Genomic DNA, 25,680 nt, shown 5'->3' on the forward strand with positions numbered 1-25,680 from the left:
TTGGCGTGGTGGAATTCGGTCTGTGTGGTCGGCATCTGCTCGACCCGCTTGCCATCGATTTCGTAGGCGACGCAGATCGGCACCCGCTCCAGACTCGACAAGACGTCCAGTTTGGTGAGGAAGAAGTCGGTGACGCCGTTGACCCGGGTCGCATAGCGCGCGATGACCGCGTCGAACCAACCGCAGCGGCGGGCCCGACCGGTGGTCACGCCGACCTCGCCGCCCTGCTTGGCCAGGAATTCACCGAAATTGTCGAATAGTTCGGTCGGGAACGGACCCGAGCCGACGCGGGTGGTGTAGCACTTCAGGATGCCGAGCACCGTCGTGATCTTGTTCGGTCCGACGCCCGCGCCGACCGCCGCACCACCCGAGGTCGGGTTGGACGAGGTGACATACGGGTAGGTGCCGTGGTCCACATCGAGCAGGGTGCCCTGCGAACCCTCCAGCAGTACGGTCTCGCCGCGCTCGAGCGCCAGATTCAGTTCCAGGCGCGTGTCGGCGATGCGATGCTTGAAGCTCTCCGCCTGTCCGAGTACCTCATCCACCACCTGCTGCGGGTCCAATGCACGACGGTTGTAGATCTTCACCAGGACCTGGTTCTTGAATTCCAGGGCCGCCTCGACCTTCTGGGTCAGGATCTTCTCGTCGAGCACATCCGCGACGCGCACGCCGACGCGGGCGACCTTGTCCTGATAGCACGGACCGATGCCACGACCGGTGGTGCCGATCTTCTTGTTGCCGAGGAAGCGTTCGGTGACCTTATCGATGGCCACGTGGTACGGCATGATCAGATGCGCGTCGGCCGAGAGCAGCAGCCCGGAGGTGTCGACGCCGCGCTCCTCCAGTCCGGCCAGCTCGGCGAGCAGGACGCCGGGATCGACCACGACACCATTGCCGATGACGTTCGTCACGCCCGGCGTGAGAATGCCGGACGGGATCAGATGCAGCGCGAACTTGTCGCCATTGGGCAGCACGACCGTGTGACCGGCGTTATTACCGCCTTGGTACCGGACCACCCACTGCAACCTGCCACCGAGCAGATCGGTTGCTTTGCCCTTACCCTCGTCGCCCCATTGGGCGCCGATCAGGACGATTGCCGGCATGGTCGTGTCTCCTACGGTTCGACGCGCAGTATCTCGTGTACTGCAGCTACCTGCCGTATTGAGGCGGTGGCCGGAAGCACAGTCTACCCAACGCGTTCGAGGCGGCATCGAACCGGATCGCACCGTAGGCTCGACAACCGTGTGGCCGTAGTCGGGCAGGGCTATGGTTGCGAGGCACTGGCGGACCGGAGGTCCGCCGACAGGTGGCGAGGGTGACCGACGGGTTGTCGGCCGAACCGAGGAGGGTGTACGGCAGTTTGAGTACCCACGTTCTCCGTTGCGACGGCGCACCGGTACCCATCGCCCTCGCGTCGCTGCCGCTCTCGCAGACGACCGCCATCCCGGAAACCAGCGTCATCGATGAGCTATTGCCCGTCCTCGCCGCCGACAGCCTGCCCCGGCTGATCGTGCTCGGCGACGATGCCGCCCTGGCCTCCGTGCTGACCCATCTGATGCGGACCGAGCGACTGCATGTGGAGATCGGGTACGTCCCCGTCGAAAAGACCTACGGCTCGCGCGCCTACCAGACCGGCACCGGCAATGCCGCCGCCAAGCGGGCGGTGAAGGGCCGGCCCGTCGAAACCCCGCTGATTCGCGACGACACCGGAACCGTGCTGGTCGGACGGGCCGAGATCACCGGGCCCGGTGGCGAGAAGCTCGAGGGCGAGGCCTATGTGGACGACGCCCAGTTGTTCTCCGGCAAGGTCGACGCGATGATCGTCTCCCCCATGCTCGATATGCCGGGGGTGCGGGCGAGCGTGCAGAAGAACATCATCCGAAGGCGACGCTGGCTGGAAGGGCGGGCCGCGCAGCTCGGCACGCCGGGGGCCGTGGTGACCAGGGACGGCATCGCCAACGATCGGGTGCTGCCGCGCTCGTCGTTCTATCGGCATCACGAAAACTGGCTGCTGGTGCGTTGACGATGCGTTTCCCGAGAGACGGCCGCCCCGTATCGAGTGTTTCGCGGCGGCCGAGCCCGATATTCCTGCTGGTGATCGCGATCGCGGTGGCCGGTGGCGTGCTCGCATGGGACGCCGACGTGCAGTCGACGCGGGCGAAGTTCGGGGTATTTCTGCTCGTCGTATTCGGCTGGATCGTCACGCTGTGCCTGCATGAATTCGCGCATGCGTACACGGCGTGGCGGGCGGGCGATCGCGAGGTCGAGTTGCGGGGTTATCTCACCCTGAATCCGCTGAAATACAGCCATCCGCTGCTGTCGATCGTGTTGCCGATGGTGTTCATCGCACTCGGCGGTATCGGCTTGCCGGGCGGTGCGGTGTACGTGCACACGCATAACGTGAGCGCGCGCATGCAGCGGATCATCAGCGGCGCCGGGCCCGCGGTGAATGCGGTATGCGCGGTGCTGCTGCTGGTGGTCGTGCGGTTCTTCGGCAGTGACACGTCACATCGCGCGTTCTGGTACGGCCTGAGCTTTCTGGCGTTTCTGCAGATCACCGCAACGCTTTTGAACATTCTGCCGCTGCCCGGGTTGGACGGATACGGCGTGGTCGAGCCGTCGCTGAGTTATCAGACCCGGCGGGCGCTCGATCAGTTCAAGCCGTTCGGGATGCTGATCGTGTTCGCGCTGCTGGTCACGCCGTCGATCAACAAGGTGTTCTTCGATGCGGTGTACTCGCTGTACGAGTTGTCCGGGGTCGATGCGGACTGGTCGCGGTACGGCAGCTGGCTGACCCGGTTCTGGACCTAGCCGATACCCCGGTCGCCCGATCCGACCTCCCGGACCGGGCGACCTCTTCGCACGACCGCTGCGCGCCCGTACCCGCCCGGCCACCACACCATATGGCCGGTAGGGCGGTTCGCCGTCGGGCGAAGCGTCCCAACCGCGCTACCCCTCGTAACCGCGGTTGCCTCTCGAGGCTATGACCGCGGGCAGCTGCGAACACGAGTAGCGGACTACGTGAAGATCGTGATTCGGTGACAGGGGCCGGGCATGCGGCTCCGCAGCGGCGGGAATATGTCCGAAAATCCGCTGAGTAGTCTGCTCATTCCTCCGGCGGCACGTGCGGATGCGGGACCGTCGGGGGCAGCAGAGCCATGGCCGAGATGCGCTGCATGCCGCAGACCTGCATGAGATCGACCAGCATGGAGCGCATCTGCGCGAACACCACATGAGCCGAAAGTCCCGCGCCCTCAACGAGTTCCGGTCGCGCGGCCTTCGCTATGCCGCGCAGCACCCTGGCGGCCTCGGCCTGATCCGGCTGCTGGCCGGGATCGGCGAGCATCATCCGGCGCACCACCTCGACGGCTTGGGCCAAGCGCTCCAATCCCTCGATCAGTCGCGGATCGAGGATTTCATCGTCCTGGACCAGGGTCAGGGAGCGGCGCAGCAGCACCCTCGTATTGCGGACGGCGTTGTCGAGCGGGTCGGCGGTGGCGCGGATCCGATCGAGGCGCTGGCGGGAATTCCAATAGAGCGGGGAGATCCGGCTGATCTCGCGGCCGCCCTCCAAGGTGGAGCGCAGTCCATCGATCTGGGGCTGGGTCGCGCGAGCCGCGGTCAGGGACGTGCGGATCTTCTCCGGATCCTGTTCGAGCAGACCGTCTGCGCAGTCGTGCAGCGACTTCGCCAGTACCGCAAGGACTTCCGCGGCTTGCTCGCGGGCTCGACGCACCGGATGCAGTGGTATCGATGCGACCACGACCACGCCGACCAACCCGCCGACGAGCGCATCGATCATGCGCGAGAAGCCGCCGCCCGCCGACGGCGGCAGCAGCGTCGCGACCAGCACCGCCGAACCGGCGGCCTGCATGGTGATGATCGAACCGCCGTCCAGGAATACCGCCAGCGCCATGGCCACCGCGACCACGAGGGCGATCTGCCAGACGCCGGTCCCCGCGCGGGTGATGAACAGGTCGCCTATGCCGATGCCGACCGCGACGCCGACCACCAACTCCACCGACCTGCGCAGCCGGGCGCCGAACGAAATGCCGATCGAGACCACGGCCGCGGTCGGTGCGAAAAAGGGCTGGGTGTGCCCGACTATTGTGTGCGCGATAAACCAGGCCAGCGCCGCGCCGACCGCGCACTGCAGAATCGGCAGCGCGGACAATCGCAGCCGCGCCCACGAGCTGCGCAGCTTTTCCACGCTGCTGTCGCGGGCGACACCTACCGGGGAGTTCGGGTCGAGCCCACCCGTCGCCCGACCACCACCCCTCTTCGAATCGCTACGCGATGCTGCAATCACTTAGCCGAGGCCGAGCTCACCCGCGGCGCGCGGGTCGCAGTCTTCCAGCAGATCGAGGCAACGTGCGTACTCTTCGGTCTCGCCGACCGCCCTGGCCGCCCTGGCCAGTGCGGCGACACTGCGTAGGAAACCGCGATTGGGTTCGTGGCTCCACGGCACCGGCCCGAACCCCTTCCAGCCATTGCGCCGCAACAGGTCCAGGCCACGGTGGTAGCCGGTGCGCGCGAATGCGTACGCGGCGACGATGTCGTGATTGACCACCTGTGTATTGCCCTCGGCCCCGCCACGCTCCAACGCGGCCTCGGCGAGATGGGCCCAGGCGATCGAAGCCGACGGATGCGCGGCCGCGACCTGCACCGGATCGGCATTGTTCAGCAGCGCCTCCTCCGCGTCGGAGTCTTCGGGCAGGAGTACCGGTTGCGGTCCGAGCAAGTCACCGAACGAGGTCATGCGGTTCATTGTGCACTGCGCGCGCGTGTCGCGCCGATACGGCGTTCCCCTTGCTGAGCAGTGCCCGGTCCGCCTCTCCCACCCACCCGCCGCTGTCGAGCCGGATGAGGCGGCGTACGGCGCGGGGGAATCATCACAGTCGATCGAATTGCTGGCTAGGCTGGCCGTCGAGTTCAACTGTTCCGCCCGACCGAGGGGTTATAGGTGTCCGACCCGAACGACGAGAAGAGCCCGGCACAAAATCCTGGCCGCCCGGCCGAAGCGGCAGCTGACCCGCGCCCAGCCGCGCCCGCGGACCGGACACCCACATCGCCCAACCCCTCCGAACGGGGTGCGCCCTCGCGCCCAGGTCCGGCCACAGGCTCCGGCACCCAGTCGGGAACGGGCAGCCCCTCGGGGACCGAAGTTGGCGCGGCCGACGCGACCCGTCCGTTCCCCTCATCGTCAGGGCCCAGTTCGTCGGGATCCAACGCCCCCACACGCCCTGGTTCAGCCACAGGCTCCGGCGCCCCATCGGGTCCTGGCGCTGCGGGAGGCGGCGGCTCGGCCACTGCTCCAACCCGACCGGTGCCCGCCTCGTCGGGGCCGAACGTATCTCGGGGATCCGGTGCGCCATCTGGAAGTGGTTCGGCTGCGAAAGAAGGTGCGGCCAGCGCACCGCGGCCAGTTCCCGCGGCTTCGTCGCAGAGGCAGCCGTCGCCCGGGCGGTCGGGCGGGTCCAGTGCGGCGACCGGGGATATCGCCGCGCTCGGGAAACCGGCGGCACCCAGCCCAACCAATGCGCCGTCATCCACATCCGCCCCGGGTGGCGCAGGTCAACGGCCTGGCGGCGCAACACCATCCGCTCAGACCGCGAGCGGCGTCACACGGCCGGGCCAGCGAGATACCAGCGCAGCCTCGCCGCCCGTGCCGGGTAATGCAACCAGGCCGGGCACCGCAGGCGAGCGAGACAGCGGTGGCGCCTCGCCTGCTCCTGCGCCGGGAAATACTGCCAAGCCGGGCGGCGGGGGCCAACAAGTTGGCGGCGCAACACCATCCGTTCGAACGCCGAGTGGCGCAACCAGGCCGGGCGGCGCAAGCCAACAAACTAGCGGCACCTCATCGGTTCCCGCGCCGGGCGGCGCAGCCAACCCAGGCGGCACAGCCCAGCCAGGTGGCGGCTCATCGGCCCCCACACCGGATAACGCAACCAGGCCAGGCAACGCAACCAGGCCGGGCGGCACAGCCAACCCAGGCGGCACAGCCCAGCCAGGTGGCGACTCATCGGCCCCCACACGGGATAACGCAACCAGGCCGGGCGAGACAGCCAACTCCGGCGGCGCTCCACAGCGAGGTGGCGGCAGCCCATCTGCTCCCACACCGGGTAACGCAATAGAGCCAGGCGACGTGGGCCAGCGGGACAGCGGCACAGCCTCACCTGCTTCCACACCGAGCGGCGCAACCAACCCCAGCGGCGCGGCACAGCGAGGCGGCGGCAGCCCATCTGCTCCCACACCGGGCAACGCAATAAAGCCAGGTGGTGCAGGCCAGCGGGACGGCGGCACAGCCTCACCTGCTTCCACACCGACCGACGCAACCAACCCCAGCGGCGCGCCACAGCGAGGCGGCGCGGCACAGCGAAGTGGCGGCTCATCGGCTCCCGCGCCCGGCGGCGCGGGCCAGCGAGATCGCGGCGCGGCTCCATCTGGACCTGCGCAAGGCGGCGCAACCGGGCCGGGCGGTGTCGGCCGACGAGACAGCGGCACAGCCTCACCTGCGGCGCCCGGCGGCGGAACCAAGCCGGATGGCGCGGGTCGACGAGATGGCGGCGCGGCCTCGTCTGCGCCCGGTCCCGCGAAATCGGGCGCAGCTGCCGATGCCACACGGTCCGGCGGTGACGCGGCGAAGACCACGGAGATCTCGCGTGGCGGCGTCGAGGGCAAGACGGCTTCCACGAAGGCGCCGGGCGCGGCAGCTCCGGGTCAGGCGAGGCCAGTTGGCGGCTCCGGCGGAGTAGCCAATACTGGCTCCGGGCCGAATGCACCGACTGTCGTGATCAAACGAGGTGGACCCGCCGCCCAGTCTGCTGCCGGTACGGCGAAGTCCGCCGCTGCTGCTGCGGCCGGTGGAACTGCCGCTGCGGCCGCCGCTGGATCCGACGCCGATCCGGCCGACGAGTCCGCGGCATCCACCGCAGGGGCGCCCGCATCAAGTGCCGCCAAATCCCCGACGGGAGCTGAGCCACCGTCTGAAACCCCGTCACCAGGTGACACCCCCGTATCGGCGACCGGATCCGCTGCGGAAACCGCTGTAATCCAGCGAGATTCGGCTGCGGCCAAGTCTGCGACAACGGCCGACGAGGTCGACGATGCCGCAGGTGCGGATGCGGCGACCATGGTGATGCGCCGGATCGATCCGAAGGCGAAGCCGACCGCCAAGGAAGCGACGGCTGCTCCGACGCAGGATGAGCCGGATTTGGCGGGCGCGGACGACAAGACCGTCGCCATGCCGGTGGTTTCGAAGCTGGATGCCGAGCAGACCGTCGCACTGCCGATTCAGAAACCGGCCGACAAGGACGCTACGCAGCGAATGCGGACCGATGCCGGGAACAAGCCCGGTACCGACCGCGTCGTTCCGCCCGCGGCGCGGCCCGGTCCGATCACCAAGCCGCCGAGCACACCACGTCCGGCGGCCGGTCCGAAACAGGCTGGGGCGCAAGGGCCTTCGCAGAGTGGGCCGGGAGTCGAGGAGACCGCGCCCTCCGCACCGCGCGGGCCGGGGCGGCCGCGGCAGGTCGCGTCGGCCCCGTCACCCGCGGACACCCAGCTGACTCGACCCGCGCAGCCGGTCACCGGATCACAGATGGCCCAGCCGCAGCGAATCACGCCGCCCGGTCAGCAACCGGCGGCCGCCGAAGCACCGGCCGAGCGCTCGAAGCGCTGGTTGTTCCTCGGTGCGGCCGCGGTGGCGCTCATCGCGGTGATCGGGCTCGCGGTCGCGCTCATCGGGGGCCGGAGTGACAACTCCCCGGAGGCCAAGGTGCGCGCCACCATCACCGATTACACCCAGGCGCTGAAATCCGGCGATCTCGCGGCGCTGCGCAACACCACCTGCGGACAGTTGCACGACTTCTATCAGGGCATTGCGGCGGACCAGTTCGCGGGCGTGCACCAGCTGTCGATGGATCGCAAGAACATTCCCGTGGTGGCGAGCGTCGATGCGATCAAGATCACAGATAAGACGGCGATCGCACAGGCCACCGTGTACACCGACGCGGACCCGACGAAGCGTTCGGCGCGGACATTCGACCTGGAGCAGACCGCCGACGGCTGGAAGGTCTGCGACCCGCCGAGTGCCGGGACGCCCTAGCCGAACGGTGACGCCGAGTCCAGCAGGACATATCCAAAAGGTAAGCCCTCTAACTGGTAGCGAACGTCACACTTACCTGGTTATCAGACCGGTTCGCCAGTAGCATGGCCCGGATCATGGTCAGGGAGCAGACAATCGAAAAGCCGGAAGTCGAAGTGGTCGAGCAGACAGCCACGCTGGCGGGAAGCCGGTTCCGGGTTCGCGAACACTATTCGGTCGGCCGGGAGAAGGTCCGTGAGTTCGCCCGCGCGACGCAGAGTCGCCACGGTGCGCACTACTCCGAACCCGATGCGCTCGAGCTCGGTTACCACGGCATCATCGCGCCGCCGACTTTCGCCTCGGTCATCGGCATCAATGCGACCAGGGTCCTGCTGGACACGGTGCTCACCGAATACGACCTGTCCCAGATCCTGCAGACCGACCAGGTCTTCGAGCTCACCCGCCCGATCCTGGCGGGTGACCGGCTCAGCACCGAGATCGTGATCGACTCGATCCGCCAGTTCGGCGATAACGACTTCATCCTGGTGACCTTCTCGCTGACCAACCAGCAGGGCGAGATCGTGGTATCGGGTTCGACCACCATCGTGGCGCGCCGCGGTGTCGAGGTGGATCCGAATATCGCGGCCGCCGTCGAGAACATCATGATGCACGCGCGCCCGGTCACCGTCGGCGATATCACGGTGCCGGACAGCGGCCCACTGGTCGCCTTGCCCGCGGATGCCCCGGCCCCCGGACAGCCCGCGGTGCGCAGCGCATCCGTGCGCTCGCTCCCGGACTTCGACCAGCTGGCCGTCGGCGATCAACTCCCGGCCGAGACCGCGTATGTGACGCGCGGCGATCTGACCAACTATGCGGGCGTTTCCGGCGATCCCAACCCGATTCACTTCAGCGAGCGCGCGGCCCAGTTGGCCGGACTGCCGACCGTGGTGGCGCACGGCATGCTGACCATGAGCCTGGCCGGTGATTATCTGACCTCCTGGCTCGGTGATCCGACGGCCATCGAAAAGTTCAGCGTGCGGTTCTCCGGATTCGTTCCGGTGACCGCCGAGGCGCCGAGCGCCGTCGAATTCAGCGGGAAGATCAAATCGCTGGATCCGCGCCGACGGACCGCGACCATTGTGCTCGCGGGTAGTTCGGAGGGCCGCAAACTGTTCGGCCGGGCCATCGCCGAGGTTCGCTTCGCCTAGCGGCGCAACCTCATTCGATGCTCGCGTGCACGAGATAGACGTTGTAGTCGCTCCAGGTCGAAACGTTGAAGTACAGGTCAGGACCCGAGGACCAGGGGTGGATGAATCCGCCGTACAACTCGGGATATTCGCGCACCGTCACCGTCGGTGCGCCATCGGACCATACGCCCTGCGGTGAATTCGCTTCACGGACGACCAGTGCCGCTTTCGCGGTATCCAGATAGCTCATCTGCCAGACGTTCCGGGAGGCGTCGAAGCGCACCGACAACTCACCGACGGGGGCGTCGACGATCGGGCTCGCGGAGCCGAATCCGCCTACCGGAGTCCAGTTTCCGTCTCGCCAGTACTGATATGCGGTGGTGTTGAGGAGCTGATCCTTCGGCACACGGGCGAGGCCGACCGAGCCGAGGCGGGTATTGGGCGTGCCGAACATGTACACGTAGTCGCCCTGCGGAACCATCGCGCTCACTTGGAAATTCGCGAGGCCGAAGATGTTGTCCCAATGCGCGTAGGGATCTTTGGTCCACGTCTGACCGTGATCATCGGAATAGGCGATGCCGCCGTAATTGGTGAAGAACGTGCCCGGAATGCTGTTCCAGGTGCGAATCGACATATAGCTCAGGTACTGCCGCGCACCGAGTGCGAATCCGGAGGTCGGAATCGTGGTGACCTCGACATTGTCGAGTTTGCGGCTGGAGAGCACCTCGGCCGCGTGGCAGCGGTCGTCGGTCACCATCCGGTCGTAGGTCATCCCGTCGGTGAGATCGCGATCGGTGCTGAATGCGAGCACATTGCTGCGCCAATCCGATCCCATTCCGCCCGGTGGGTGGAAGCCGCGTCCGACGGTGTCGCCGAATGCGGTCGCGATCTCCCCCGGGGCGCTCTCCCACATGATGCCGAGGTCGGTGCCATCGACCTGCCAGCGCTTATCGGTCCGATTGACCGAATTCGCGCCGGTCTGCTTGGCCACCTCGGTGACCGCGCCGACCCGTGGCGTCGGCCGAGCCGCTGTCAAAGGGGCGGGTTCGATCGACGGATCCACCCGCGGCGGAGGCGGCGGCACCTGACCGGGATCCGGTCCCGGTCCCGGAATCGCGAAGTGGAAAGGCTTGGGGCTCAACAGAATTTCCGGAATGCCGAGTTGGCTCGCCGGACTCGGTGGCAGTGCCGGTAAGTCGGTCAGATCCGGGCACGGATTCGTGCAGGGATCCGAGGGCAACCGCATCTGCGTCCGAACCGGCGCGGGCTCCGGCCGATCCGGCGGCAGCACGGTGATCACCGGATACGGAATCGGCACATCGAGGGTCTTGGGTACCAAGCCTTCATGCGTCGCGGGCGGATCCGTCACACACGGCCCGGCCACCGGCCCTGCCCCCTCCGGCGCGGCACCGGCTCGTGCCGCGCACGTCAACGCCCCGGCCGCACATACGACCGCGCCGAACACCGCAACCCACCGCCGAGCCATTCCGCAACCCCTCGATATCTCACGCAAATTGGACACCCGCCGCATCAATGGTCTCCGCGATGCTGTGCACCAGCGCCCGACCCTACCCGTTTTGCCCACTTCACCCCGCCCGAATAACCCATGCGCCGCATGGACATCCAGAATTAACAGGAAACTCCTACTCCATTTCCGGGACCGCGGCCCAACCGCCTGCTACCGTCCACGACACGACAACTCGAGTCGGGGTGAGTGGCCGTCCACCGGGGGAGCAAAGGGCCTCCGGTGGTTCTCATTCGACCGCACCGACGCAGGCACGAAAAGCGGAGCAGGATGGAGAATGTGAACGCCTCACTGATCTGTCGCCGCGCTGTACCCGCGCTCGGCGCCGCCTGTCTCGTTGTCGGCGGTATAGCGATCGCCTCGCCGATCGCCGTCGCCGATTCGTCTGCCGTCCAATTCGTTGCCGGGCCGGATAGTTCGCTTCCGGTGCCGTCCTATCGGCCGGGGCCGAAGGGGTCGAATGTGCCGCCGCCGGAGAAGTCGACGGAGGAGGAGTCTCCGAGGTATTACACCGATTGCGATCAGGTTCGGGCCGAGGGGAAGTTGCCGCTCTATCGCGGTCAGCCCGGGTACAACCCGTATCTGGATCCGGATGGGGACGGCATCGCCTGCGACTGAGCGACTACTGGACGGCCTGGAACACCAGAACCGTTGCGCCGATGCGGATATTGTCGCCGTCGGCCAGCAGCGCGCCGCTCTCGATCGCCTCGTCGTTGACGTACACGCCGTTGGCCGAATGCAGATCCTTGATCAGCAGTCCGGCCCGGCTCGGCATGATGTGCGCGTGGTAGCGACTGGCCTTCGGATCGTCGAGGACCAGATCGTTGTCGGTCATCCGGCCGATTCGCATGCCGCCCTGCGCGATTGCCGTGACCCGGCCGTCCGGCATGCGCAGCTGACCGCTGCGGACCGCACGCGGCATCTCGGTGACCGTCTCGGTCATCGCCGCGGCCAGCCGCTCGGTGCGCTTGAGTTCCATCGTGCTCAGCGGTTCCTGCCGCAGCACCCGCTGTTCGAGATCGACCAGGACCGGCCCCGGATCGATACCGAGTTCGTCCGCGAGCACCGTGCGCACCCGACGGCACGCGTCCAGCGCGTCGGCCTGTCGGCCGGATAGGTACAGCGCGGTGATCAGCTGACCCCACAGCGGTTCGCGCAGCGGATGCTCATTGGTCATCGAGACCAACTCGCCGATCACCGATGACGCCCGCCCACAGGCGATTTCGGCATCGATACGAGCCGAGGCGGCCTGCAGCCGCTCCTCGTCCATCGCGGTGGCGAAACCGTCGGCGAACTGCAATCCGGCCAGATCGGCCAGTGCCCGACCGCTCCACTCGCGCAACGCGGTTCCGAACAGTTGCGACGCGCCCACATGGTCGCCGACCTCGGCGGCGCGCGTGCCCGCATCCCTGGCCGCCTCGAAGCGGCCGAGATCGCAGGCATCCTCCGGGATCTCGAGTCGATAACCGGATGATTCGGTGCGCAGCACCATGGCCGGATCCACACCCGAATTACGTAGTGCCTTACGGATATTCGAGACGAATACCTGCAGGCTGGCGGCGTAGGAATCGGGCGGATCCTCGTTCCAGACCATATCGGCCAGCGCAGCCGAAGCCACCGCACGCCGTCGATTGACGGTCAGCGCGGCGAGCAAGGCTCGCGGCTTGGGCCCGCCGACCGCCACCGGTTCACCACCGACGAGCAATCGAACGGGCCCGAGCACGCGCACATCCAAAACCATGTGCTCAATGCCCCCCGAAGGGTAAATAGGGTCAGGCGCTGATCGAGCGACCCGCGGACTTCAGATCATTGCACGCCTCGACGACACGTGCCGCCATGGCCGATTCGGCCTTCTTCAGGTAGCTGCGCGGATCGTAGGCCTTCTTGTTGCCGACCTCGCCGTCGATCTTGAGCACACCGTCGTAGTTGCTGAACATGTGCGCGGCCACCGGCCGGGTGAACGCGTACTGGGTGTCGGTGTCGACGTTCATCTTCACCACACCGAAGCGCAGCGAATCCTCGATCTCCGACTTCAGCGAGCCCGAACCGCCGTGGAAGACGAAATCGAACGGCTGCGCGTCCGCCGCCAGACCCAGCTTGGCCGCCGCGACGCGCTGCCCCTCGGCCAGCACCTCGGGCTTGAGCACCACATTGCCCGGCTTGTACACGCCGTGCACATTGCCGAAGGTCGCGGCGAGCAGGTACTTGCCGTTCTCGCCCGCGCCGAGCGCGTCGATGGTCTTCTGGAAGTCCTCGGGGGAGGTGTAGAGCTTCTCGTTGATCTCGGCCTCGACACCGTCCTCTTCACCGCCGACGACGCCGATCTCGACCTCGAGGATGATGTTCGCGGCGTTGGTCGCCTTGAGCAGCTCCTTGGCGATCTCCAGGTTCTCGTCGATCGGGATCGCCGAGCCGTCCCACATGTGCGACTGGAACAGCGGGTTCTTGCCCGCGTTCACCCGCTCCTGAGAGATGGCGATCAGCGGCCGCACGAAGGTGTCCAGCTTGTCCTTGGGGCAGTGGTCGGTGTGCAGCGCGATGGTCACGTCGTAGCGCGCGGCGATCACATGCGCGAATTCGGCCAGCGCGACCGCGCCGACGACCATATCCTTCACACCCTGGCCCGAACCGAACTCCGCGCCGCCGGTGGAGAACTGGATGATGCCGTCGCTGCCCGCGTCGGCGAAGCCTTTGATGGCCGCGTTGACGGTTTCCGAGGAGGTGCAGTTGATGGCCGGGAAGGCAAAGGAGTTCGCTTTGGCCCGACCGAGCATCTCGGCGTAGACCTCCGGAGTCGCGATGGGCACTGTGAAGACCTCCGTGTTGTGCGGCAAAAGACAATTCTGTCAGCCCACAGAGTAGGCCAGCGGGCTTTCGCGCGATGTGCGGGGACCGCTCTGTGAGGCGGGTTGACAATACGGACCGGCCGGTCGGACGAAGCGAACTTTTCGCACAGCAAGAGGTTTCTCAGTTGGACCCGGTACTGTTGGCCGCGTAATTGCGCTGGCAGCTTCCGATGCGGTGGCAAGCAATGCAGGCCAGCCGTACCCGGGACAGGAGGCCGCGTGATTCTGCTGGCAGCGACAGAATCGGTGACGAGCAACGTCGCATTGACCCAGTTGCTGGACCCGATGCACCTGCTTACGGAGACGTGGCTCAAGAACGCGGTGCTCCCGGCCATCCTGGTGATCGTCTTCATCGAGACCGGCCTGCTCTTCCCGATCCTCCCGGGCGATTCGCTGCTGTTCACCGGCGGCCTGCTGTCCGCGACGGACAACCCGCCGGTATCGATCTGGATCCTGTTGCCCGCAGTCATGGTGACCGCCTTCGCCGGTGATCAATGCGCGTATTGGATCGGCAGGGCCATCGGGCCCGCACTGTTCCACAAGGAAGACACCCGGTTGTTCAAGAAGCATTACGTCACCCAGACGCATGCCTTCTTCGAAAAGCACGGGCCGAAGACGATCATCCTGGCCCGATTCGTGCCGATCGTGCGTACGTTCATGCCGGTGCTTGCGGGTGTGTCCAAGATGGATTACCGCAAGTTCGTCACCTTCGACATCGTCGGCGCCGTCCTGTGGGGCGGCGGTGTCACGGTGCTCGGCTACTTCCTCGGCAATATCGAATTCATTCGCAAGAACATCGAGCCGATCTTCCTGCTCATCGTCCTTATCTCGATCCTGCCCGGCATCATCGCGGTGGCCAAGAAGGTGCTCAACCGCGGTGCGGACGAGGCCGCTCAGCACGACGATGCCGCGCTGACCGCCTCGACGAACGAGCCGACCCACTGAGCCGGTGTCCACGGCGCAGTTGCCCCTAGCAGTGGGCAGTTTCGATCCGCTGACCTCGGCGGGGCCCGCGCTCGTCTGGACGGTGGTGCTGACCTTCGTCTTCCTCGAATGCGCGTTGATCATCGGGTTGTTCCTGCCGGGGGATTCGATGCTCATCACCGCGGGCATCGTGATGGCCTCCAACGCCGCGGGCGAGGCCCATGTCTGGGCGTTGTCCATCGGCGCGATGATCGCGGCCATCGCGGGCAACCAGGTCGGCTATGTCATCGGGCATCGCACCGGCCATCATCTGGTGGCCAGGAAGAACGGCCGCTACATCAACACCCGCAACCTGCAGCGGGTCACCGAACTGCTGCAGAAGCACGGCTTCCTCGCGGTACTCATTTCGCGCTGGATCCCATGGGTGCGCACGCTGTGCCCGATGGTCGCGGGCGCGGCGCGGATGGATCATCGCAAGTACACCGTGGCCAGCACGGTCGGCGCCATTATCTGGGCGCCGGTGCTGCTGCTCATCGGCTACTACGCGGGCAGTTTCCTGGACCGTGTGCCGTGGCTGATGCCAGGCGTCATCGGCACCCTGGTGGTCGGGCTGATCATCGGAACCGCCATCGGTATCCGGCACTACCGCCAGGAGATCGCCAAACCCGCCGAGGACTTCGATTTCGAAACCGCGCCGACCGGCGTGCTGGAGTCCGAGTGCTGACGCCTACAGCCCGGCGGCGCTGACCTGGTAGGCCGCCTCCATCAGCAGCCAGCCCGACAGTTGCACCGACATATCGCGTTCGGGCACCCGCGAGGAGGTCACCGAACCGCCCGCGGTGAAATGTCCGGCACCGGACCGGCCGCCGGGTAACTGGGCGGGCTTGCTCCAGTCGTGCCCGAACAGCGGCTCGCCCTCGACCTCGAGCCGGTTCGCCCAGGCGGCCGCGGCGCTGGCGCGCACAATGGCCGCCGCGGTCCGCCGGTCGGCCACCTGTTCGCGCTCATCGCCGGGCAGCATCAGCGCGACCACCGCGAGATAGCGGGCCAGGATTCCGTTGAACAGGCCGCCGTCGCCGCCACCGCCGCCATTGATCACCCCATTGGTGGTCATTTGCTCCTCGACCGCGGTGAGCAGCCGGTGCACCCGTTCGCTGTGGCGCGGCTCGCCGGTGTGCACCGCGAGTTCAGCTTCCAGGCCGAGCACCACGCCCTGGCAATAGGTGAAGGTCGGGCTCTCGATCTCGCCGGAGGGCAGGTGGATGCCGTCCAGGATCAGGCCGGATTCCTTGTCGTACAACGTCGTATCGATCCAGTCCGCCATTTCCTGCGCGCGGACGTGGCGGCCGAGGCGCAGCAGCGCGATCGCGGCCGGTCCGTTGGCGGGGGCATTGAAATAGTCCGCGCCGACCCGCCACGGCACACCGCCGCCACGCGCCGGATCCCAGGCGTCGTATAGCTCCTTCTCGAGTGCGATCAGACCGCCGCGCGCCTCGGTGATGCCCTGGGTTCGCTCGGCACGCTCCAAAGCGATTGCCAGCCAGGCCATATCGTCGTAGTAGTTATTGGTCCAGCCGGTGATATTGCGCAGCCGATGTGCCCGCGCGATCGCGGCGATGCGCTTGCGTCGCGTCGGCGTCGGCACCCGGTTGGCGGCATCGACCGCGCAGTCGATCAGATGCGCCTGCCACCAGTAGTGCCAGGATGCGAAGGCCCGCTCACGACGGGTGGCCGGCCAACCGACGACACCCAATTCGGTTCCCGGGACGGCCCATAGCGCGCGTAGGTGCCGAGAGACGATCGCGGATTCGGCCATATCCGCGCGCTCGGACCACAGCGCGGGCGTGGGGGCAGCATCGCGCCCGGTTTCCGGACTCCGCGAGGTCATGGGTCAATGGTGCCAGCTTCGACCCGTTTAATACCGATCTTTTCGTTACCAAGCTGACGTCAAATCGGCATGTTGCCGGATCCATGCGTGCATTGCGATGCCTGCCGCGACTCCGGCATTGATACTGCGGGTCGAACCGAACTGCGCGATCGAAACCGTCAGTGCCGCCGCGCCCTTGGCATGTTCGGTGACACCCGGCCCTTCCTGCCCGAACAGCAGCAGGCAGCGGCGCGGCAACTCGACGGTTTCCAGCGGAACCGAGCCGGGCACATTGTCCACGGCGACCACGGTCAGGTTTTCCCGCTCGGCGAAGGCGAGTAGCTCGCCGATATCGGTGTGATGTTCGATGTGCTGATAGCGGTCGGTGACCATGGCGCCGCGGCGATTCCAGCGCCGCCTGCCGACGATGTGCACGGCGGCCGCGGCGAAAGCGTTGGCGGTGCGCACCACGGTGCCGATATTCGCGTCGTGGCCGAAGTTCTCGATGGCGACGTGGAACGGATGCCTGCGGCGGTCGATATCGGCGATGATCGCCTCGCGCTTCCAGTAGCGGTAGGCATCGACGACGTTGCGGCGGTCACCGCCCGCGAGCAGCTCCGGATCGTAGTGGGGATCCTGCGGCGGGGCTTCCCCGTGCTCCTGCGCCCATGGTCCGACACCGTGCGGGTGCTCGCCCCATTCGGTGGGTCCTGGCTGCTCGGCCGTATCCGGCGCGGGGTGGTTCACCCCGACGATGCTAATTCCGGCCGCCCCGCCGCCACGATTCAGTACGTCGAGGACGAGGAGCCGAGGACGCCGACAGCGGCGAGGACCACCATCAGGATGACGAACAGAATGGTCAGGATCAGCAGTATCGAGGCGATCATGCCGCAGATATATCCGGCCTGGACGCTGCCGCGACCACCGATGGCGCCGCCGGACGCATCGATCTCGTTGAGCGCCTTCTTACCCATCACCCACGCGACCGGGCCGAGGAACTGGCACAGCAGCAGGCCGAGAATGCCGAGGATCATGATCGTGATGGCCTGCGGATGATCCTGCGGCGGGCCATAGGCTGGGTAGCCGTACGGCGAACCGTACTGCGGTGGCGGCGGATAGTTCATGCGCAGGATGGTAGTTGGTGGTGTGGCTGGCCACACCTCCGATTCGGCGGTCAGCTCGATCGAATGCCGCCGTGCCCGCGACAACCATGGAGTCCATGACCGAGACACAAACCCTCGTGCTCGACGCGCCCACCGGCACGACCGGTCCGGACGCGCGACAGGTGCTGCGCGCGATACTGCGGGCGCCGATCCAGGCCCGGACCTGGAAGCAACTCGTCTATGTATTCACGGTTTTCGTGATCGGCATGCTCGCCGTCTGCTACCTGTTCTTCGGTTTCGGCGGCGGTTTGTACGCCTCGATCTTCTTGATCGGCATCCCGATTCTGGCACTGGTGATGCTGGGCACGCGGCTCTGGGCGAAGGTGTATCGCGCGCTGGCCAGGGATCTGCTGGATACGCCTGTCGACGCGCCGCCGCCGTATGTCTCGCAGCGGGGCTTTTTCGGATTTCTGAAGAGCGCGTTCACCGATCGCGCGAGTTGGCGGGCCATTCTGTTCCTGTTCGCACAGGTCGTACTCGGTGTGGTCGGCGGTTATCTCGTGCTGATCGTGGTGGCCGTGACGGTATTCACCGCACTCTCGCCCATCCCGTGGGTGCTGTTCAATCCGATGAATATCGACGACAACGGCGTCGAGCACCATTCGCTGGCCCAATTCGGATCCTTCTATATCGACACTTGGCCAAGGGTTTTGCTGATGTCCGCGGTCGGCATCATCTGCTGCTTCGCACTGCCGTGGCTACTGCGCGCGGTGTGCTGGGTGCACGGACTGCTCACCATCGCCTTGCTGTCGGCGACCGCGCGGGACCGGCAATTGGTCGAATTGCGTGCGAGTCGGCGGGCGGCAGTCGAGGATTCGGCGGCGACGCTGCGCCGGGTCGAGCGCGATCTGCACGATGGCACGCAAGCGCGCTTGGTCACCATCGCCATGGCCCTCGGCCGGGCCGAGGAGCGGATATCCCACGGCGGTGACGCTCGCGACCTGATCGCCGACGCACACGCCAATGCCAAGGAGGCGCTGACCGAATTGCGTGAACTGGTGCGCGGAATCCATCCGCCCGCACTCGAATTGGGGCTCGACCCGGCACTGGAAACACTGGCTTCGCGGTGTGCCGTTCCGGTGGAGCTGCGAGTCCATCTGCCGCAGCGGCCGAATCCCGCGATCGAGGCGATCGCCTACTTCTCGGTCGCCGAACTGCTCACCAATGTGGTCAAACATGCGAATGCCACCGGCGCGTGGGTATCGGTCCTGCCGACCGATGCGCACACCATCGCGGTCTCCGTGCGCGACAACGGAATCGGTGGTGTACTGCAGCCGATGGACGGAGAACACGTCGCGGGCAGCGGACTTTCCGGACTGGCCGCGCGGGCGCGTGCGGTGGACGGCACGCTGACCGTGCAGAGTCCGACCGGCGGGCCGACCGTGGTGACCATCCTGCTGCCGACGGCCGGACCACGATGAGTACGCCGTTGCGGGTGGTCATCGCCGAGGACAATGCGATCCTGCGCGACGGACTGGCCGGGCTGCTGACCGAGCGTGGCCACGAGGTGGTCGCCATCGTCGGCGACGCCACCACCTTGAGCGATGTGGTCGGCACCCACAACCCCGACGTGGCCGTCGTGGATGTGCGGATGCCGCCGACCTTCACCGACGAGGGGCTGCTCGCGGCGATCGAGTTGCGCCGCAAATATCCGCTCACCGGCGTGCTGGTGTTCTCGCAGTGGATCGAAACCCGCTATGCCACCGAGCTTCTCGCCGGTGGCGCGAACGGCGTCGGCTATCTGCTCAAGGATCGGGTGGCCGACGTCCGCGACTTCGTCGACGCCCTGGACCGCGTCGCCACCGGCGGCACCGCACTCGACCCGGAGGTGGTGAGTCAGTTGATGGGCGCCGCACGCCAACAGGATTCGCTCGCCCGGCTGACACCCCGCGAGCGTGAGGTTCTCGAACTGATGGCACAGGGTCTGTCGAACAATGCGATCGCGACCGCACTCACGGTCACCGAGCGCGCGGTCGAAAAGCACATCGGCAATATCTTCACCAAACTGGATCTGCCACCGTCGGACACCCACCACCGCCGAGTCCTCGCAGTCCTGCGCCTGAAGGGCTGAACCGGGTCATCCGTAGAATGGGGGCTGGGTGTGGTGGGGGGCAGGTCACGGTTGTGGTCAAGGCGGGTTCACGGTGGGGTGGGCGGTCCTATTCTGGAGGTGCAGGGCAGTCGGGTGGAGGCTGGCATGGATCACGCACGCGTTCTCCGCACAGTGCTCGGGGTGACCACCGGGTATTTGATCGTGCTCGGATTCTGGCTGGGCTGGCTACTACCGCATACGCCGCCGGGGACCGAGCCATTCCAGATCGTCGCGCTGGTTGGTCTGTTCGGATCGTGCGTGGGCGTCGGAATGCTATTGGCGGCTCGGCCGTCGCGCGCGGATCGGCAGTTGTGGCGGCACGGGCTGGAGGGATGGGCGACCATCGAGGGCGCGCATACGCTGCAGCGCACCGATCATCACACCGAACTGACCGAATTCGATCTGGAGCTCGTTGTGCCGGGATCCGAAAGTTACCGTGGCACTATTGTTTTCGATGTCACCCCAGCCGACAAGCCGCGGCTCGCGGTCGGCGAGACCATCTCCATCCGGGTCGATCCGCAAAATCGCGATCGGATCATTCTCGTTCTGGGGCAATAGCTTTCGACTACCCGCGCGGGCCAGGCCGATCCGGCATTTCGCCGAATCGACGGCGCGCGGGTCAGTCCCGCGCGTGCGCTCGTGGATCCGCGAGCAGATATTGCGCGGCCGCGTAGGTAGCCAGGATGGCACCCTCGGTGACCCGCCGGGAACGCTCGCTCCGCGCGAACAGCCGCCGCAGCACGATCAGCCCATCGGAAACCGTGAACAGCAATGCACCCAGGCCGAGTCGGCTACGCGGATCGGCACTCGGAATATTCAGTCCGCCAACATTTTTCGCGTCCGGGGCTAATCCGGGATCGGAGGCGAGCACCGCCGCACTACCCAGCGTCGCACCATAGGCCGTCAGCGGAGCCGCGACGGTCGGCGCCTTGGCCCGCATCAGCAGTGCGGCACCGAGCCAGGCCAACACCCGTGGCACCGCGGTCTCCGGGCGCGGACGCCCACCGCTGCGCCACCAAAGCACCGAATATCCGGTCTGCATCACCGCGAACGAAGACGCCCCAGCGATCAGCCGTCGATCATTGTCCGGCTCGATCAGCAGCACATCACCGATGGTCGCGGCACCGAGGGAACCCAGCAGAACTGTCCGATCAACCGGCTCCAACACCGCCTGATCGGTCGCCACATCCGCCGCCAACAGCGGCATCAGCAGCGGCTTCGCAACCCATTGCACCTTCTCACGGCCGGTGACCGCGCCGTACACGGTCGCCGCCGCTGCCGCCAGAAATGCGGCTCGCAACGGTCGCACCATCAGAAGCTCGGCTCTTTCGGGGCGGGCGGCAGCGTGACAACCTGGCCCGCATAGCTCAGCCCCGCACCGAAGCCGAGCAGCAGCGCCACCTGGCCGCCCTTGGCCTTACCGGTCACCAGCATCTCCTCCATCGCCAACGGGATGGATGCGGCGGAGGTATTGCCGGTGTTCTCGATGTCATTGGCCACCGGGATGTCATCGGCCAGCCCGAGGTTCTTCTTCATCAGCTCGTTGATGCGCGCATTGGCCTGATGCGGAATGAAGACCTCGATATCTTCCTTGGAGACACCGGAGACCTCGAGCGCCGAGGCCAGCGCACGCGGCAAAGTGACCGCCGCCCAACGGAATACCCGCGGGCCCTCCATCCGCAGCGACATCCGGCCGATGGGCTCGACGGCCGGATCGGTGCCCTGCAGCCGCTGTGCCTTCTCCATGTATTCGAGGAAGTTGACGTCCTGCTCGATCGCCGAGGCATTCTCGCCGTCGCTGCCCCAGACCGTCGGGGAGATGCCGTTCTCCTCGCTCGGCCCGACCACCACCGCACCCGCACCGTCGCCGAAGATCATCGCCGTGCCGCGATCGGTCGGATCGAGCCCGACCGTCATCGTCTCGGCACCGATGAGCAGCACATATTCGGCCGATCCGGAACGAATCAGGTCGGCGGCGACGCCGAGGCCGTAGCCGAAACCGCCGCAGCCGGAGGTCAGATCGAAGGCCGCGATGCCGTTCATCCCCAGGTCGTTGGCGACCTTGGGGGCGCCGTGCGGGGTCAGCGTCAACCAGCTCGAGGTGGCCAGGATCAGCGCGCCGATCTTGGACCGGTCGATGCCGCTGTTGACGATCGCCCGCTCACCGGCGGCCGCCGAAATCGACTGCAGCGTTTCCTCACCGCTGATCCACCGACGGTTGCGCACACCGGTGCGCTCATAGATCCACTCCGGGGTCGAGTCGAGAACCTCGCACACCTCTTCATTGCTGACCAGGCGTTTCGGACGGTAAGCACCGATGCCGAGCATCGCGACATTCGCACGGCTCTTATTGACTGCAATGCTCACCACAGGTAACTCCACGACCCTTCACTGTCTCGAACGCCTCATCGCGCTCGACGTATACGTCCTGTTATCGAGTCGCACCGCTGTCGGCGTTTCAGCGCAAGGCGAAGCGCTGACCGCCAGCGTTGGCGACCCAGGACCGCATTCGCAGCTTAACCGAGGGCCAGATCCTTCAATCCCAGGATGGACCGGTACTCCAAGCCCTCCGCGGCGATTACCTGATCGGCGCCGGTCTCCCGGTCCACCACCGTCGCGACGCCGACGACGGTCGCACCGGCCTCGCGCAGTGCGCGCACGGCGGTCAGCGGCGAATTTCCGGTGGTCGTGGTGTCCTCGACGACGAGCACCCGCTTGCCGACGATGTCCGGGCCCTCGATCTGGCGCTGCATGCCGTGCGTCTTGGCGGCTTTACGCACCACGAAGGCGTCGATCGGACGGCCGGGTGCGTGCATGACGGCCAGTGCGACCGGATCCGCGCCCATGGTGAGTCCGCCGACGGCCTCGAAATCCCAGTCCGCCACCAGCTCGCGCAGCAACTTGCCGATGAGCGGTCCGGCACCGTGGTGCAGGGTGGCGCGGCGCAGGTCGACGTAGTAGTCGGCCTCTTTGCCAGAGGACAGCGTGACGCGGCCGTGCACGACGGCGAGCTCGCGCACCAATGCGGCCAATCTATCTCGGTCGTCCGTCGAAACGGTGGCCTTGTTCGCCTGGTCGATCATGTCTGTCAAGTCCTTCCGCGTGCGTTGAACATGCCGCGATTCAGTCGGGCCGCCAGGGCTCGCGGGATCATCCCGGCGGCGGTGGTTAGCACTTTGTACTGCACCCCGGGCACGCTGAGCACCCGGTCCTTCTCCAGATCACGTAGCGAACCGGCGACCACCTGGTCGACGCTCAGCCACAGCTTTTTCGGCAGCGAGGACATCTCGATACCGGCCCGCTCGTGGAATTCGGTGTGCACGAATCCGGGGCACAGGGCTTGGACCCGGACTCCCGTTCCAGCCAGTCCACCCGCCAGCCCTTCCGTGAAGGATACGACGTAGGCCTTGGAAGCCGAATAGGTCGAGCCGCGTCCGGGGATCAGACCCGCGACGCTGGCCACATTGACGATGGAACCCTTCGCGGCTGCGAGCATCGATGGCAGCGCGGCCCTGGTGAGCTGCACCACCGCGGTGACATTGACATCGAGTTGGGCTTGGACCTCGGCGGGCGGCTGCGTCCAGAACTCCCCCGACTGACCGAATCCGGCATTGTTGACCAGGAATTCGATGCCGTCGGCGGCGCGGGTCAGCACCCGATCCCGATCGTCGGCCTTGGCCAGATCGGCGACGAGCACCTCCGAACGGGTCGCGAATTTCCGCTCGAATTCCGCGGCGAGTGCGTTCAGCCGGTCCGTGTCGCGGGCGACGAGCACCAAGTCGTAGCCGAGTGTGGCCAAACGCACGGCGAATCCGTGCCCGATGCCGGAGGTCGGTCCGGTGATCAGCGCGACGGGTCGGGTGGCACCGGGCAGGCGCACAGGTTGGACAATCGGTGTCGAGAGGGCGTCATGCCCGCTCACTGCGGCACGGGTCCCTGATACGGGCGGAATCCCGGGTGGAACGGACCGCCGGGCGGTTCCGGTGTGTGCTCTGCCGACGGCCAATCGTCCGCATCCGGCTCGGACCGGACGGGCTCGGGCTTCGCGGGTTTGCGCTGGGCCGGACGGTCCTCCGGCGACCAGTCGTCCTCCGGTTCGGCTGCCCAGCGCTCGTCGCGGGCCCGCGAGCGGGAGTCGGGGACGACCGCGAGACTGGGGCGACGGGGCGGCTCAGGGGTCACCGGTTCGGCGGCCGGTTCGTCGTCGTAATAGTCGTCGTCGGAGTACTCGCGGTACTTCGGCCGGTCGAAATCGTCTTCGTCATAAGACGATTCGTCGTAGGCGGCGGCCTCGTAGTCGTCGTCGAAATCCTCGCCCTTGCGCAGATCCGCCGACGCGACCCGCGCGGCCACCGGACTGTCCGCCTCGTCCCGCTCGTCCGCGCGCTTGCGCGGATGCGGCCGTCCCGGATCGTGACCACCGGAATCCACCCCGCGCGCATCGCTGACCGGCGGCAGCACATGCAGCAGACCGGACAGGCGAAGCACCGCATCGATGGCGGTCTCCCAATCCTTGGCCACCGTCCCGACATTCAGCATGCCGAGGGTCCAGTTGCCCTCACTCCACAGCATCTGGACGCTATCGGGCAGCGATTCGATGAAGGCGACCATGCGCTGGTCGACCGCGTGCCTGGCGATTTCCGGATTGGTCGCGAACACCACCCGATCGCCGATCGCACCGAGTAGTTCCAGATCGGCGTCCTTCGGCGGGGAAGCGGTCTTGAGCCGCATATCCACATCGATATCGGAGCCGATCTGCCTGCGCACCGCGACCAGCGTCGCCGCGTCTTCCAGATCGAAGAGGACGAATTTCTCGCCCTTGCGGATGCCGGACACCACATCCACCGCGGACAGGTAGCCGAGCTTGGCCAACGCACCGCGGCGCCAAGTGGACGCCAGCGCCGGTTCCACCGACACATACGTATAGCCCTGCGCCTTCGCCCACACCTGGCGCGCATGACCGGTCCGCTGTCGCTGGACCCGATCGAAATACAGCAGCACGATCGCACCAACGAGCGCGATCGCCGCCAACCCGAACCACATTGCCGTCATCGTCGCCTACCCTATAGAGCCGACAGGGCTATTGCGCATCACTGCCCGCTGATATTTCACCGCGTGCCCCCGGGCAGTGCGGTACTGATGATGATCTTCGCGTCGATCGAACCGTCCGCGGCCTTATCGCCCTGCACCACGACCATGTCGCCGACCGGAAGATCGGATGCCTTGGACCCGGTCAACGAGATCACCTGGGTCTTGTCGGTGGTCCGCACCGTCACGGCGGATCCGCCGATGGTGTCGAGGGTCAATTGGCCACCGGCATTGGCTTTGATGGTGCCCATGGTCGCGCCGAGGTTATCGATGCCGCCGAGTCCCGGAATGCTCGGCAGGACCTGAGTGGACGATGGACCGCCAGAGGGCACGGGGGATCGGCCCGCGGTCGGGAAGGCCGAGGTGCTCGCGGCGGAGCTCGACGAGGTGTCCTTACCTCCCATCAGCACGCCCGCGAGCACGCTGACCGCGCCGATCAGCAAAATCACCCCGACTCCGAGGGCGATCCACAGGCCGGTATTGCGCTTGCGCGGCGGTTGCTGATCCGGGGGTAGGGGTCCACCCGGCGGGCCGGGCGGATACTGCGCGCCGGGCTGGCCGTATGCACTGACCTGGGTCGGCTCCTGCCACGCGCCACTTTCCTGCCCGCCCCACTGGACCTGGCTCTCGTACGGCGGGAACTCCTTGGTGGCATTGACCGGCGGCGGCCCCCACGGCTCGTATTGTTCGGTCGACGGATAGACCGAGGTCGCATCGCCGTGGCCGAACGCCTCGGTGTATTCCGTCGTAGGCGACGAAGGCTGAAATCCCGACTTACCCGACGGACCGATATGTTCCGTCGGCGCATCCTCCGGTCGCTGTGCCCAGGGATCGTTGGGACTACTCATGGCCTCCAGCGTAGGCTCTGTATCTTTGGCCGCGCCTCCGGCGCGGCGTGTTCG

General features: G+C 66.6%; 25 protein-coding genes. 10 read left to right on the top strand and 15 right to left on the bottom strand.

What is annotated here, in order from left to right:
• Positions 1–1,103, bottom strand: a 1,103-nt coding sequence (locus NP3_RS29045) for an adenylosuccinate synthase (RefSeq protein ID WP_063044789.1), incomplete at its 3' end; no start/stop codon positions are given.
• Between the two features lie 212 nt (positions 1,104–1,315).
• Here NP3_RS29045 and NP3_RS29050 point away from each other — a divergent pair.
• Positions 1,316–2,023, top strand: a complete 708-nt coding sequence (locus NP3_RS29050; protein WP_444980796.1) for a hypothetical protein — start codon at positions 1,316–1,318, stop codon at positions 2,021–2,023.
• Positions 2,024–2,025: 2 nt separating this feature from the next.
• The gene (locus NP3_RS29055) at positions 2,026–2,811 is read left to right on the top strand and encodes a site-2 protease family protein (RefSeq protein WP_063044791.1); all 786 of its coding nucleotides are present in this window, start codon (positions 2,026–2,028) and stop codon (positions 2,809–2,811) included.
• Between the two features lie 295 nt (positions 2,812–3,106).
• On the opposite strand, the gene NP3_RS29060 is transcribed toward NP3_RS29055, so the two are convergent.
• Complete coding sequence (locus tag NP3_RS29060) at positions 3,107–4,210, bottom strand: FUSC family protein (protein ID WP_063044792.1); 1,104 nt, start codon at positions 4,208–4,210, stop codon at positions 3,107–3,109.
• A gap of 99 nt (positions 4,211–4,309) precedes the next feature.
• Positions 4,310–4,759 carry a DUF3151 domain-containing protein gene (locus NP3_RS29065; protein ID WP_063044809.1) on the bottom strand — a complete coding sequence of 150 codons (450 nt, stop codon included), beginning with the start codon at positions 4,757–4,759 and terminating at the stop codon, positions 4,310–4,312.
• A 2,031-nt stretch (positions 4,760–6,790) separates the two neighbouring features.
• On the opposite strand from NP3_RS29065, the gene NP3_RS29075 reads away from it, so the two are divergent.
• Together NP3_RS29075 and NP3_RS29080 are read left to right on the top strand one after the other, a co-directional pair.
• Complete coding sequence (locus NP3_RS29075) at positions 6,791–8,107, top strand: Rv0361 family membrane protein (RefSeq protein WP_245721157.1); 1,317 nt, start codon at positions 6,791–6,793, stop codon at positions 8,105–8,107.
• 116 nt (positions 8,108–8,223) lie between these two features.
• Positions 8,224–9,294, top strand: coding sequence for a fused (3R)-hydroxyacyl-ACP dehydratase subunits HadA/HadB (locus NP3_RS29080; RefSeq protein WP_063044811.1), 1,071 nt, complete (start codon positions 8,224–8,226; stop codon positions 9,292–9,294).
• Positions 9,295–9,304: 10 nt separating this feature from the next.
• Here NP3_RS29080 and NP3_RS29085 read toward each other — a convergent pair whose 3' ends face one another.
• Positions 9,305–10,759 carry a DUF4185 domain-containing protein gene (locus tag NP3_RS29085; protein ID WP_063044794.1) on the bottom strand — a complete coding sequence of 485 codons (1,455 nt, stop codon included), beginning with the start codon at positions 10,757–10,759 and terminating at the stop codon, positions 9,305–9,307.
• Positions 10,760–11,077: 318 nt separating this feature from the next.
• On the opposite strand from NP3_RS29085, the gene NP3_RS29090 reads away from it, so the two are divergent.
• The gene (locus NP3_RS29090; RefSeq protein ID WP_169814594.1) at positions 11,078–11,416 is read left to right on the top strand and encodes an excalibur calcium-binding domain-containing protein; all 339 of its coding nucleotides are present in this window, start codon (positions 11,078–11,080) and stop codon (positions 11,414–11,416) included.
• 4 nt (positions 11,417–11,420) lie between these two features.
• Here NP3_RS29090 and NP3_RS29095 read toward each other — a convergent pair whose 3' ends face one another.
• Positions 11,421–12,539 carry a BTAD domain-containing putative transcriptional regulator gene (locus tag NP3_RS29095; RefSeq protein WP_063044796.1) on the bottom strand — a complete coding sequence of 373 codons (1,119 nt, stop codon included), beginning with the start codon at positions 12,537–12,539 and terminating at the stop codon, positions 11,421–11,423.
• A gap of 31 nt (positions 12,540–12,570) precedes the next feature.
• Complete coding sequence (gene fbaA / locus NP3_RS29100) at positions 12,571–13,605, bottom strand: class II fructose-bisphosphate aldolase (RefSeq protein WP_063044797.1); 1,035 nt, start codon at positions 13,603–13,605, stop codon at positions 12,571–12,573.
• A 324-nt stretch (positions 13,606–13,929) separates the two neighbouring features.
• On the opposite strand from fbaA, the gene NP3_RS29105 reads away from it, so the two are divergent.
• Together NP3_RS29105 and NP3_RS29110 are read left to right on the top strand one after the other, a co-directional pair.
• Entirely contained in the window at positions 13,930–14,589 is a 660-nt protein-coding gene (locus NP3_RS29105) for a DedA family protein (protein WP_084509133.1), read from the top strand.
• A gap of 19 nt (positions 14,590–14,608) precedes the next feature.
• The gene (locus tag NP3_RS29110) at positions 14,609–15,292 is read left to right on the top strand and encodes a DedA family protein (protein ID WP_174566280.1); all 684 of its coding nucleotides are present in this window, start codon (positions 14,609–14,611) and stop codon (positions 15,290–15,292) included.
• Between the two features lie 3 nt (positions 15,293–15,295).
• On the opposite strand, the gene NP3_RS29115 is transcribed toward NP3_RS29110, so the two are convergent.
• From NP3_RS29115 to NP3_RS29125, 3 genes are all read right to left on the bottom strand, one after another.
• The gene (locus NP3_RS29115) at positions 15,296–16,384 is read right to left on the bottom strand and encodes a glycoside hydrolase family 76 protein (protein WP_084509135.1); all 1,089 of its coding nucleotides are present in this window, start codon (positions 16,382–16,384) and stop codon (positions 15,296–15,298) included.
• 117 nt (positions 16,385–16,501) lie between these two features.
• Entirely contained in the window at positions 16,502–17,182 is a 681-nt protein-coding gene (locus tag NP3_RS29120; protein ID WP_084509130.1) for a TrmH family RNA methyltransferase, read from the bottom strand.
• 38 nt (positions 17,183–17,220) lie between these two features.
• The gene (locus tag NP3_RS29125) at positions 17,221–17,559 is read right to left on the bottom strand and encodes a hypothetical protein (RefSeq protein ID WP_063044812.1); all 339 of its coding nucleotides are present in this window, start codon (positions 17,557–17,559) and stop codon (positions 17,221–17,223) included.
• A gap of 95 nt (positions 17,560–17,654) precedes the next feature.
• Between NP3_RS29125 and NP3_RS29130 the strand changes: the two genes are divergently transcribed.
• From NP3_RS29130 to NP3_RS29140, 3 genes are all read left to right on the top strand, one after another.
• On the top strand, positions 17,655–19,019 hold the full coding sequence (locus NP3_RS29130; RefSeq protein ID WP_084509137.1) for a sensor histidine kinase: 1,365 nt from the start codon (positions 17,655–17,657) through the stop codon (positions 19,017–19,019).
• Positions 19,016–19,669 carry a LuxR C-terminal-related transcriptional regulator gene (locus NP3_RS29135; protein WP_063044803.1) on the top strand — a complete coding sequence of 218 codons (654 nt, stop codon included), beginning with the start codon at positions 19,016–19,018 and terminating at the stop codon, positions 19,667–19,669. Before NP3_RS29130 ends, NP3_RS29135 begins: the two co-directional genes overlap by 4 nt.
• A 126-nt stretch (positions 19,670–19,795) precedes the next feature.
• Positions 19,796–20,248 (top strand): DUF3592 domain-containing protein, encoded by a 453-nt coding sequence (locus NP3_RS29140; protein WP_040696927.1) that lies wholly within the window; start codon positions 19,796–19,798, stop codon positions 20,246–20,248.
• 61 nt (positions 20,249–20,309) lie between these two features.
• On the opposite strand, the gene NP3_RS29145 is transcribed toward NP3_RS29140, so the two are convergent.
• From NP3_RS29145 to NP3_RS29170, 6 genes are all read right to left on the bottom strand, one after another.
• Positions 20,310–21,002, bottom strand: coding sequence for a lysoplasmalogenase (locus tag NP3_RS29145; RefSeq protein WP_063044804.1), 693 nt, complete (start codon positions 21,000–21,002; stop codon positions 20,310–20,312).
• Positions 21,002–22,060, bottom strand: coding sequence for a beta-ketoacyl-ACP synthase 3 (locus tag NP3_RS29150; protein WP_063044805.1), 1,059 nt, complete (start codon positions 22,058–22,060; stop codon positions 21,002–21,004). Before NP3_RS29150 ends, NP3_RS29145 begins: the two co-directional genes overlap by 1 nt.
• Positions 22,061–22,206: 146 nt before the next feature.
• Entirely contained in the window at positions 22,207–22,773 is a 567-nt protein-coding gene (pyrE, locus tag NP3_RS29155) for an orotate phosphoribosyltransferase (RefSeq protein WP_063044806.1), read from the bottom strand.
• Between the two features lie 5 nt (positions 22,774–22,778).
• Complete coding sequence (locus NP3_RS29160) at positions 22,779–23,570, bottom strand: SDR family NAD(P)-dependent oxidoreductase (RefSeq protein ID WP_245721158.1); 792 nt, start codon at positions 23,568–23,570, stop codon at positions 22,779–22,781.
• Positions 23,571–23,608: 38 nt separating this feature from the next.
• Complete coding sequence (locus NP3_RS51340; protein WP_307679353.1) at positions 23,609–24,742, bottom strand: TtfA family protein; 1,134 nt, start codon at positions 24,740–24,742, stop codon at positions 23,609–23,611.
• A 56-nt stretch (positions 24,743–24,798) separates the two neighbouring features.
• Positions 24,799–25,626 carry a DUF5666 domain-containing protein gene (locus NP3_RS29170; protein WP_063044808.1) on the bottom strand — a complete coding sequence of 276 codons (828 nt, stop codon included), beginning with the start codon at positions 25,624–25,626 and terminating at the stop codon, positions 24,799–24,801.
• Between the last annotated feature and the right edge of the window lie 54 nt (positions 25,627–25,680).

This window comes from Nocardia pseudovaccinii NBRC 100343, from assembly GCF_001613225.1.
GTDB classification, from domain to species: domain Bacteria; phylum Actinomycetota; class Actinomycetes; order Mycobacteriales; family Mycobacteriaceae; genus Nocardia; species Nocardia pseudovaccinii.

Excerpts from the sequence above, each read along its gene's own strand:
- NP3_RS29055 (WP_063044791.1), top strand. The coding sequence starts at position 2,026 with ATGCGTTTCCCGAGAGACGGCCGCCCCGTATCGAGTGTTTCGCGGCGG.
- NP3_RS29065 (WP_063044809.1), bottom strand. The coding sequence starts at position 4,759 with ATGACCTCGTTCGGTGACTTGCTCGGACCGCAACCGGTACTCCTGCCC.
- NP3_RS29080 (WP_063044811.1), top strand. The coding sequence starts at position 8,224 with ATGGTCAGGGAGCAGACAATCGAAAAGCCGGAAGTCGAAGTGGTCGAG.
- NP3_RS29085 (WP_063044794.1), bottom strand. The coding sequence starts at position 10,759 with ATGGCTCGGCGGTGGGTTGCGGTGTTCGGCGCGGTCGTATGTGCGGCC.
- NP3_RS29095 (WP_063044796.1), bottom strand. The coding sequence starts at position 12,539 with ATGGTTTTGGATGTGCGCGTGCTCGGGCCCGTTCGATTGCTCGTCGGT.
- NP3_RS29105 (WP_084509133.1), top strand. The coding sequence starts at position 13,930 with ATGCACCTGCTTACGGAGACGTGGCTCAAGAACGCGGTGCTCCCGGCC.
- NP3_RS29115 (WP_084509135.1), bottom strand. The coding sequence starts at position 16,384 with ATGGCCGAATCCGCGATCGTCTCTCGGCACCTACGCGCGCTATGGGCC.
- NP3_RS29125 (WP_063044812.1), bottom strand. The coding sequence starts at position 17,559 with ATGAACTATCCGCCGCCACCGCAGTACGGTTCGCCGTACGGCTACCCA.
- NP3_RS29130 (WP_084509137.1), top strand. The coding sequence starts at position 17,655 with ATGACCGAGACACAAACCCTCGTGCTCGACGCGCCCACCGGCACGACC.
- NP3_RS29135 (WP_063044803.1), top strand. The coding sequence starts at position 19,016 with ATGAGTACGCCGTTGCGGGTGGTCATCGCCGAGGACAATGCGATCCTG.
- NP3_RS29140 (WP_040696927.1), top strand. The coding sequence starts at position 19,796 with ATGGATCACGCACGCGTTCTCCGCACAGTGCTCGGGGTGACCACCGGG.
- NP3_RS29145 (WP_063044804.1), bottom strand. The coding sequence starts at position 21,002 with ATGGTGCGACCGTTGCGAGCCGCATTTCTGGCGGCAGCGGCGGCGACC.
- pyrE (WP_063044806.1), bottom strand. The coding sequence starts at position 22,773 with ATGATCGACCAGGCGAACAAGGCCACCGTTTCGACGGACGACCGAGAT.
- NP3_RS51340 (WP_307679353.1), bottom strand. The coding sequence starts at position 24,742 with ATGACGGCAATGTGGTTCGGGTTGGCGGCGATCGCGCTCGTTGGTGCG.
- NP3_RS29170 (WP_063044808.1), bottom strand. The coding sequence starts at position 25,626 with ATGAGTAGTCCCAACGATCCCTGGGCACAGCGACCGGAGGATGCGCCG.